The sequence below is a fragment of the Methylobacterium indicum genome (assembly GCF_001043895.1).
GTDB lineage: Bacteria > Pseudomonadota > Alphaproteobacteria > Rhizobiales > Beijerinckiaceae > Methylobacterium > Methylobacterium indicum.
In genome coordinates this window covers 1-9,713 of record NZ_JTHF01000074.1, presented here as the reverse complement: position 1 = coordinate 9,713, position 9,713 = coordinate 1, and the positions used below count along the sequence as shown (strand labels likewise).

Genomic DNA, 9,713 nt, shown 5'->3' with positions numbered 1-9,713 from the left:
CCTCGTCGCCGGTGACGAGGTCGCGCCAGACGCTGCCCTCCGGCACCGGCAGGACGGTGCCGCCGAAGGCCCCGGCGACCGACCGGCCGTCCTCGCCCGCGAGATCGTCCGCGAGGTTGTCCGCGACGTGGCGCGGCACCGCGACCAGCAGGTCGCCGGCCTCCGAGCCCGCCGTCGCGTCCTGGCGCAGGAAGGCGACGACCCGCGTCGCCCCCTCTCCCTCGGCGGCGACCGGCACGTAGTCGGCCTCGGCGTAGAAGCCGGGATGCGCGGCGCGGTCGGCGAGCAACCGGGCGAGCACCCGCTGCTTGATGCGCCCGTCCGGCCAGGCGGCGAGCAGGTCCTCCAGAGCCGTGTCCTGCCCGAGCGCCGCCTCGCGCTCGGCGTAGTCGACCGGGCGGCGGTTGTCGGGATCGACGAAGGAGAAGTCCCAGAACTCCGTGCCCTGGTAGATGTCGGGCAGGCCCGGCAGGGTGCATTTCAGGGCCGAGCGGGCGAGGCCCATCACCATGCCGACCCGGGCCAGCCGCGCGGCGAAGGGCCGGAACTCGCGCAGGAACTCCGAGCCCGGCGCCACCAGGGCGTCGAAGAGCTTGGCGACCGCCCCCTCGTAGGCCTCGTCGACATTGACCCAGCTCGACCGGCGCTTGCCCTCGCGCATCGCCTTCTCGGCATAGGCGCCGAGCCGTCGGCGAAATTCCTCGACGGCCTTCGGGTCCGGATTCTCGGTCAGCAGTTCCAGCGGCCAGGCACCGAGGATCGCCTGCAGGAACATCCACTGGTCGTTGGCGTCGGGGGCCGGTTCGCCCTCGAGCGCCGTGAGGTGCGGCTCGGCCACGCGGCCCCAGAGGTCCCAGGCCTGCGCCCATTCCCCCGGGATCTCGGAGAGCGCCAGCAGCCGCGTGCGGGCATCCTCGCCGCGCTTGGTGTCGTGGGTCGCCGTGGTGATCATCGCGTTCGGCCAGTCGCGGGCACGGGCGGCCTGGAGCCCGTGGAAATGCTCCGCGGTGAGGCCGTACTCGCCCGGATCGCCCCCGACCTCGTTGAGCGCCAGAAGCTCGACGAAGCGGTAGAACAGCGTGTCCTCCAGGCTCTTGGCCATGACCGGGCCGGTGAGCTGCTGGAAGCGGCGGCGGAAGCGGCGCACCACCTCCGGGTCGGGCCGGCCCGGTCCCTCGGTGTCGAGCCGTCCGAGCAGCACCCGTTCGGCGAAATCGTGCACCGAACGGTCGGGCAGGCTGGACCGGCGCTTGGCCTTGCGCACCGTGTCGCCGATGAGCTTCAGGTCCTCGGCCTCGATCTCGTTCTCGTCGAGCTCCTGGGGCAGGTAGCTGCGATAGACCGGGAACCGGGCGACGATCTCGGACAAGGCCTGGCGCAGCGCGTTGACCGAGAAGTCGCGGGTGCGCCGGTCGGCGTCGGCCACCTGCTTGAGGTCCGAGGTCAGGACTTCCAGCTCGCTGGCGAAGCTGGTTTCCAGGATCTCGCCCTTCACGTTGCGCAGGAGATGCGCATAGGGCTCGTCCATGCCGGTCGCCCCGGCATAGAGCCCCGCCACGGCCTCCCGCTTCACCTGGTCGACGAACAACCCGTCGATCTGGTTGAGCACGTCGTAGCCGGTGGTGCCGGCGATCGGCCAGGGGCGCAAGCGCTCGCCGGGCTCCAGGATCTTCTCCACCACGATGTAGAAGCCCGGTCCGAGCGCCGCCTGGAGCGCGCGGGCGTAGCCCGCCGGGTCGGCGAGCCCGTCGATATGGTCGATGCGCAGCCCGTCGATCCGCCCCTCGCGGATCTGGCGGAACAGCATGGCGTGGGCGCCCTCGAACACCCGGCGATCCTCGACCTTGAGCCCGGCGAGCGAGTTCACGTCGAAGAAGCGGCGGTAGTTGATGTCGCTCGCCGCGACCCGCCAATGGGCGAGCCGGTAGGCCTGGGCCTCCAGGATGCGGTGGAGCGCCCCGAAGCTGTCGGGATGGCCCTTGAAGCCGTTGACGAGCGTCACCGCCCGGTCGATCGCGGCCTTCAGATCGGGCGAGGATGCCACCGCATGGGCGAGGCGCCGCTTCAGACCTTCCGCCTCCTCAGGGTAGCCGGCCTGGCGCTCGGCATTGGCCTCGTCGCCCATCCGCCGCAGGCGCTCGGAGATCGACAGCACCTCCGCCGAGGCCTCGTCGCCGACCTCCGTCAGCGCGGCGAGCGCCCGGTCGAGGACGATCGGGTAGCTCAGCGGGTTGACCGGGAAGCGGTGCTCGAAGTGCCAGACGCTGAGGGCGCCCTCCTCCGGATCGAAGGCGAGCTTCAGGTCGCCCTTCTCCAGGGCCTCGCCGTAGCGGTCGCCGAGGAACGGCACGACGAGCTTGTTGCGGGCGCCCAGGCGCCCCCAGTCGATGTCGAAGGCGTCCGCCGCCGGCGACAGCGCGCCCCATTCGAGCACCGAGAGCCACCACGGATTGTCGGCGCCGCCGACGCCCATGTGGTTGGGCACGATGTCGAGCAGGAATTTCAGGCCGTGGGCCTTCAGCACGTCGCTGAAGCGGACGAACGCCTCCTCGCCGCCGAGCTCCGGGTTGATCTCGCGGTGGTCGACGATGTCGTAGCCGTGCATCGAGCCCGGCCGCGCCTTGTGGATCGGCGAGGCGTAGACGTGGCTGATGCCGAGCTTGGCCAGATACGGGATGATCTTCGCCGCGTGGTCGAAGGTGAAGTCCTTGTGGAATTGCAGCCGGTAGGTCGCCCGCGGCGGCGGCGAGGCCAGTCGCGCGGCGCCCGAGCGCGGGCCCCGCGCCTCCGCCGCGAGCGAGGAGGCGAGCTTGGCGAGCGGCCCGCCGGGCGCCGCGATCGCGTCGAGGTCGCGGTCGAGCTTGCGGCGCCAGTTCGGGTAGCCCTCGGTGACGCCCGGCATGTTGGCCTGGCTCACCTCGCCCAGGATATCCTCGTACTGCACCGCCGTCAGCACCGACGGCGCGCGGGCGAGGAAGCGCACGGCCGCCTCGAAGGGCGGCTCGGCCGGTACCTCGCTCGTCGGGATCAGGCCCTCCTGGTTCAGCGCCTCGGCGAGGCGCCGGCGCTCGTGGACCCGCTCGTCGCGCTCGGATCCCGCCCGGTCGGCGTCGTAGAGGCCCAAGGACTGGCGCAGTTCCGTATCGACCCCGCGCCACCAGCCGACGAAGGTCGGCAGGTCGTGGGTGGTGATGGCGCAGAGCGCGTCGCGCGGGTACTCGGCCGGACGCTTGAAGCTGCCGCCCTCCCCCCGCTCGAAGGACAGGATGCGGTAGCTCAGGATGCCGGCCTGCATCAGCGCGTCCGAGAAGCCGGCCGGCGCGGTGCCGAGGTCTTCCGCGATGACGAGGCACTTCGCCCGGTGGCTCTCGAGGCGCAGCACCGCCAGCATCGCCTCGAACGGCATCGCCACGTAGGCGCCGCCCTTGGCGCCCCCACCGACCGGGATCAGGAACAGCCGGGCGAGCTGGAAGGCGTGATCGATGCGGATCGCGCCGGCATGGCGCATGTTGGCCTGGACCAGCGCCCGGAAGGCCGCGAGGCCGTCGCGTTCCAGCTCCAGCGGATCGAAGGGCGGCAGGCCCCAATCCTGGCCGTTCGGGGCGAGGATGTCCGGCGGCGCGCCGATCGACAGCCCGGCGGCGAAGCGCTCGGGATGCGACCAGATCTCCGAGCCGCCGCGATCCGCGCCGACCGCGAGGTCGCGGTAGAGCCCGAGCCGCATGCCGGTGGCGAGGCCCCGGGCGGCGGCCTCGGCGAATTGCCGGTCGGCGAGGAATTGCAGCCAGGCGTGGTAGGACACCCGCTCCTGATGCTCGGCCGCGAAGGCCGCGACCTCGGATGTGCCGTTGCGGCGGTAGGCTTCCGGCCAGTCGCCGAGCCAGTGGGCGCCGGCCTGCGCGAAATGCTCGGCCAGGGCCTCGAAGGTGGCGTGGGCCTCCAGGTTCTCGCCGCCCGCGGCCCGGAAGGCGAGGTAGTCGGTGTCGCGTCCGGCCCGGGCCGGCGAGTCCTGCCACAAGGCTTCCAGCACCGGGCTCAGCACCTGCCAGATGCCGGCGTGATCGACCAGGGAGGCCTCGCGCAGGCGTGCGATCTCGGAATCCGAGTCCCGCAGGAGCACTTCCGCCCGGCTGCCGGCGAAGCCCGGCAGGGCGGAGGGCGCGATGTAGAGCGTCTCGAGGAACAGCCGCGAGGACGGCGAGTAGGGCGAGACCTTCTGGCGATCGGTCGAGAACAGGGCGTGGACCGGGCTCAAGCCCAGGAACGCCGCGCCCTTGGCGCCGGCATCGGCGGCGGCCCGGCCGGCATCCGCGTAGGTGCCGATGCCGAGGTTGTCGGCCGAGCGCAGGCCGTAGAGCTGGGCGGCGAGGCCCCAGTCGCGAGCCCCCTCCTCGGCCAGCGCCCGCGGGCGCCAGCAGCGCTGGGGCGCGGCGATCACGGTCGCCTCGGCCCGCCGCTCGCCGAGCGTCACGACGAGCTTGTGGTAGCCGGGGGTGAGGGGCGGCAGCTCGATCGCCTCGGTGCCGGGGGTGAGCGCCACCCGCCCGTCGCGGGCGGTGCCGCGCTCGTCGGTGACGCGCCAGCTCAGCGTGCCGGAGCCGCCTTCCGGCCGGACCGGCACCCGCGCGGCGCGCCTGGCCTCGACCGGCACCAGCGGCGGCACGAGGCCGTGGCGCAGGGCGTGGATGCGGCCGAGGCTCGCCCGCGCCTCCTCCTCGGTGCCCGCCGGCAGGCCGAGGGCGGCGAGCAGCCCCCGGCGCACGGAGAGCGGGGTCTCGACGCGCTGGCCGAAGGCGTCGGTGTAGTCGGCGGCGATGCCCGCCTCATCGGCGAGCCGCGCGACGACATCCTCGGTCACGGCCATCTCAACGCACCTCTTTCACGAACATGCCCGACCAGGCGGGCAGGACCAGGGAACCGTTCTCGCCCTCCGTCACGGCGGGCGAGCGCCAGACGACACGGCCGGGAGGTTTCGGGAGGGCGAAGGGCTCGCCCCCGAACACCCCGACGAAGCGCAGATCGCCCCCGGCATACGACCAGGTGACGTCGATCGTGTCGGGCCGCGGCAGGGCGTAGCGTCCGCCCTGCCAGGCGGTCTTCGTCAGCGGCACGATCTCGCGCTGGCGCAGAGCCAGGAGCGCGGTCGTGTCGGCGAGCACCTCGCGATGGGGCGAGCGGTCGCGCTCCGCCCAGTCGAGGGTCGACCGCCGGAACGTCTCCTCCGCGGTCGGATCGGGGATCGTCTTCGCCTTTTCCTCGTCGGCGAAGGCCGCGAAGCTCTTGAACTCGCGACGCCGGCCGTCGCGCACCGCCTTGTTCAGCTCCTCGTCGGGTGCGAAATCGACGAAGAACAGGAACGGGGTCGAGGCCGACCATTCCTCGCCCATCCACAGCATCGGGATCTGCGGGCTGAGCAGCAGGCCGGCGCGGGCGAGCGCCAGCCTGTCGGGCTCCGCGAGATGGCTCAGGCGCTCGCCCAGCGCCCGGTTGCCGACCTGATCGTGGTTCTGCAGGAAGGTGACGAAGGCCGAGGGCGGCAGGTGACCGGAGGGCTCGCCGCGCGGGTGATCGTCGAGGGTCTTGAACGGCTCGCCCTGGTAGGCGAAGCCCTCGGCGAGGCTGCGGGCGAGATGCGCCGCCGGCCTGTCGGCGAAGCTCTCGTAGTAGCCGGCCTCCTCGCCGGTGAGCAGGATGTGCCAGCCGTGATGGGTGTCGTCGGCCCATTGCGCGCTGTGATGGCGCGGCTGCCCCGCCCCGTCCCGCTCCAGCCAGGAGGCCTGGTTGGCCTCGTTCTCCAGCATCAGGTGGATCGGCCGGTCGGGGAACGCGGCCCGGATCCGCTCGGCGAGCTCACCGAGGAAGTGCTTGTCGGAATCGTCCTGGATCGCGTGGACGGCGTCGAAGCGCAGGCCGTCGACGTGGAATTCCTCCAGCCAGTACAGCGAGTTATGGACGAAGTAGTCCCGCACCACCTGGCCGCTGGTCTTGCCATCGAAGTTGATCCCCGCGCCCCAGGGGGTCTGGTGGCGCTCGGTGAAGAACGTCTTGGCGTAGGCGTTGAGGTAGTTTCCGGCCGGTCCGAAGTGGTTGTAGACCACGTCCAGGAAGACCATCAGGCCGAGCGCGTGCGCCCGGTCGACGAGGCGGCGCAGGTCGTCGGGAGTGCCGTAGGCGGAATCCGGCGCGTAGGGCAGCACGCCGTCGTAGCCCCAGTTGCGGGTGCCCTTGAAGTCGGCCAGCGGCAGGAGTTCGATCGCGGTCACGCCGAGGTCGCGCAACGCCTCCAATCTCTCCGCCAGTGCCGCGTAGGTGCCCTCGGGCGTCGCCGTGCCGATATGGGCCTCGTAGATCACCGTCTCCTCGAACGGGCGGCCCTTCCAGCCTCCGTCGGTCCACGGGAAGGCGGCGGGATCGATCACCTCGGAGAGGCCCGAGACGTCCTCGGGCTGGAAGCGCGAGGCCGGGTCCGGCACCACGAGGTCGCCGTCGATCCGGTAGCCGTAGCGGGCCCCGGCGCGCACGCCCGGCACCGTCAGGCGGCGCCAGCCCTCGCCCGCCTCCGGCAGCGGATGCTCGCTCCCGTCGAGAACCAGGGCGACCTCCGTCGCGGTCGGCGCCCAAAGGGCGAAGCGCACGCCCTCCGGTCCGATCTCCGCACCGAATGGCATGCTGTGGGCGCGCCGCATCGGGCCACCATCCTTCGAAAGCGTGAGGGCAAAGAGCGAGTCGGGACAGCGTGGGGGCCGCCGCTCTGGAAATTCCGCCGGCCTGTCGAGGTTCCGCACTGCGGAAGGCCAGGCTTGCGGCGGGAGCTAAGGCGGCCGGCCGTCCCGGCAATGGCGGATCTCCACCATCCCTGTTGGCCGACTCGCATTGTTCTGGGGACGAGGTGCGGGGTGCCGGATTCGCGCGATCCGGCGCCACGTCCGGGAACCCGGACGCGTCGGCTCGAGGGAAGATCGGCTCGAAACAGTGGTCTTGAGTGAGGCGAGGCTCAGAACGCCCAGGCCAAGGTCGCGGCGAGGGCGACCGCGAGGGTCGCGCCGGTCGCCGTCATCGCCATCCGGTTGAGGCCGGCCCCCGCCGCGGCGATGCCCTCCTCGGCGAAGCCGAAGGCCTGACCGGCGGCCAACTCGGCGCGCGCGAGGGTGAGGTGACGGGTCTGGCTGTCGCGGACCGGGCGTCTGGCGGCTCTCATCGTCGGGTCGCTCCTGTGGCGCGGCCTGTCCGGCCGGCGAATGCGCGACCGATTCGACAACGGGTGGTCATGGCCGAGGTTCCGGCGCGCCCGTGTCCGTCACCGGGCTTTAAGGGAATTTGTTTACGTCTCGGTGACTCTGGTACGGGTTCTGCTGCGCGGCGGTCCCGGACCGCCCGCCCGTACGCGACCATGCCACGCCCGACACCCCCGGAAACCCCTTTTTGTTCCGCGTTTGTTCCGGTATAGGGAGAGGATGACCTCGAATGCTGCCAGAGCCCTTCCCCCACCGCGAGGCCGTCGCGTGAGCGAGGCCGCACGAGACCTGTTCGGAGCGGGCGGCAAGCCTCCCGGGGACAAGACCCCCGAGGGCAAGCCGCCGGCCGAGCCGTCCAAGGCCGATCAGCTCATGGCCGATCGGCTCAAGGCGGATCAGCCCAAGGTCGAGCCGCTCAAGCGTCCGAAGCCGGTCGCCGTGCCTCCGCCCGCGGAGGCGGCGGAGGCCGGCTACGATGCCTCGGCGATCGAGGTGCTGGAGGGGCTGGAGCCGGTGCGGCGCCGGCCGGGCATGTATATCGGCGGCACCGACGAGAAGGCGCTGCACCACCTCTTCGCCGAGGTGATCGACAACTCGATGGACGAGGCGGTGGCGGGCCATGCCAGCTTCATCGAAGTGGAGCTGCAGGAGGACGGCTGCCTCGTCGTGACCGACAACGGCCGCGGCATCCCGGTCGACCCGCACCCGAAATTCCCGGGCAAGTCGGCGCTCGAAGTGATCATGACGACGCTGCATGCCGGCGGCAAGTTCGACTCGAAGGTCTACGAGACCTCCGGCGGCCTGCACGGCGTCGGCATCTCGGTGGTGAACGCCCTCTCGGACCTGCTCGAGGTCGAGGTCGCCCGCAACCAGACGCTCTATCGCCAGACCTTCTCGCGCGGCCACGCGCAGGGACCGATCGAGACGGTCGGGCGCGTGCAGAACCGGCGCGGCACGCGGGTGCGCTTCCACCCCGACGCCGAGATCTTCGGCGAGCACCGGTTCGATCCGCGCCGCCTGTTCAAGATGGCGCGCTCGAAAGCCTACCTGTTCGGCGGGGTCGAGATCCGCTGGCGCTGCGCGCCCTCGCTGCTGGACGGGGTCGAGAACGTGCCGGCCGAGGCCGTGCACCGCTTCCCGGCCGGCCTGAAGGACTATCTCGCCCGCGAGATCGACGGCAAGGAACTGGTCGCCGACGGCGTGTTCGCCGGCAAGGTGACGAAGCCGGGCAGCCACGGCTCGCTCGAATGGGCGATGGCGTGGTTGTCGAACGACGACGGCTTCTCCTCCTCCTACTGCAACACCATCCCGACGCCGGAGGGCGGCACCCACGAGAGCGGGATGCGGGTGGCGCTGCTGCGGGGTTTGCGCGACCACGCCGAGCGGGTCGGCCAGGTCAAGCGGATGGCCTCGGTCACCGCCGACGACGTGATGGCGACCTGCGCGGCGATGCTGTCGGTCTTCATCCGCGAGCCGGAATTCCAGGGCCAGACCAAGGACAAGCTCGCGACGCTCGAGGCCTCCCGCATCGTCGAGGCGGCGATCCGCGACGCCTTCGATCACTGGCTCGCCGCCTCCCCGGCCCAGGCCAACAAGCTCCTCGACTGGGTGATCGACCGGGCCGAGGAGCGCCTGCGCCGGCGCCAGGAGAAGGAGGTCGCCCGCAAGACCGCGACCCGCAAGCTGCGCCTGCCCGGCAAGCTCGCCGATTGCTCGAAGGCCGGGGCCGCCGGCTCCGAGATCTTCATCGTCGAGGGCGATTCGGCCGGCGGCTCGGCCAAGCAGGCGCGCGATCGCGCCACCCAGGCGATCCTGCCGTTGCGCGGCAAGATCCTCAACGTCGCCTCGGCGAGCCGGGACAAGCTCGGGGCCAACCAGCTCCTCTCCGACCTGACCCAGGCGCTGGGCTGCGGCCTCGGCAACCAGTACCGGCACGACGACCTTCGCTACGAGAAGGTCATTATCATGACCGACGCCGACGTCGACGGCGCCCACATCGCCTCGCTGCTCATCACCTTCTTCTACCGGCAGATGCCGAAGCTGATCGAGGGCGGCCACCTCTACCTCGCGGTCCCTCCCCTCTACCGGCTGACGCAGGGCGCCAAGAGCGCCTATGCCCGGGACGACCGCCACAAGGAGCAGCTCCTCAAGACCACGTTCAAGTCGGGCAAGGTCGAGATCGGGCGCTTCAAGGGCCTCGGCGAGATGATGCCCGGCCAGCTCAAGGAGACCACGATGGACCCCAAGAAGCGCACGCTCCTGCGGGTCGAGGTGGTCGAGGAGGCGCGCGACGCCACCGGCGACACGGTGGAGCGGCTGATGGGCAACAAGCCCGAGGCCCGCTTCGCCTTCATCTCCGAGCGCGCCGTCTTCGCCGACGAGATCGAGCTCGACATCTGATCGGCCCCCGCCGAGAAGGGAGGGACGATCCGACGAAAGAAAGGCCCGGCCGCGGGAGCGGCCGGGCCTTTCTTTCGT

General features: G+C 71.4%; 4 protein-coding genes. 1 reads left to right on the top strand and 3 read right to left on the bottom strand.

What is annotated here, in order from left to right; translation table 11 throughout:
• The 3 genes from QR78_RS09435 to QR78_RS09425 form a co-directional block, all read right to left on the bottom strand.
• Window positions 1-4,864, bottom strand: a 4,864-nt coding sequence (locus QR78_RS09435) for a malto-oligosyltrehalose synthase (RefSeq protein WP_048427258.1), incomplete at its 3' end; no start/stop codon positions are given.
• A gap of 1 nt (window position 4,865) precedes the next feature.
• Window positions 4,866-6,686, bottom strand: coding sequence for a malto-oligosyltrehalose trehalohydrolase (gene treZ, locus QR78_RS09430; RefSeq protein ID WP_048427257.1), 1,821 nt, complete (start codon window positions 6,684-6,686; stop codon window positions 4,866-4,868).
• 308 nt (window positions 6,687-6,994) lie between these two features.
• Window positions 6,995-7,198, bottom strand: coding sequence for a hypothetical protein (locus QR78_RS09425; RefSeq protein WP_048427256.1), 204 nt, complete (start codon window positions 7,196-7,198; stop codon window positions 6,995-6,997).
• Between the two features lie 304 nt (window positions 7,199-7,502).
• Between QR78_RS09425 and parE the strand changes: the two genes are divergently transcribed.
• Entirely contained in the window at window positions 7,503-9,635 is a 2,133-nt protein-coding gene (gene parE, locus QR78_RS09420; protein WP_048427255.1) for a DNA topoisomerase IV subunit B, read from the top strand.
• Window positions 9,636-9,713: the final 78 nt, after the last annotated feature.

What these genes read in the sequence shown, in the direction of transcription:
- treZ (WP_048427257.1), bottom strand. Translation starts at nt 6,686, where the DNA reads ATGCGGCGCGCCCACAGCATGCCATTCGGTGCGGAGATCGGACCGGAG.
- QR78_RS09425 (WP_048427256.1), bottom strand. Translation starts at nt 7,198, where the DNA reads ATGAGAGCCGCCAGACGCCCGGTCCGCGACAGCCAGACCCGTCACCTC.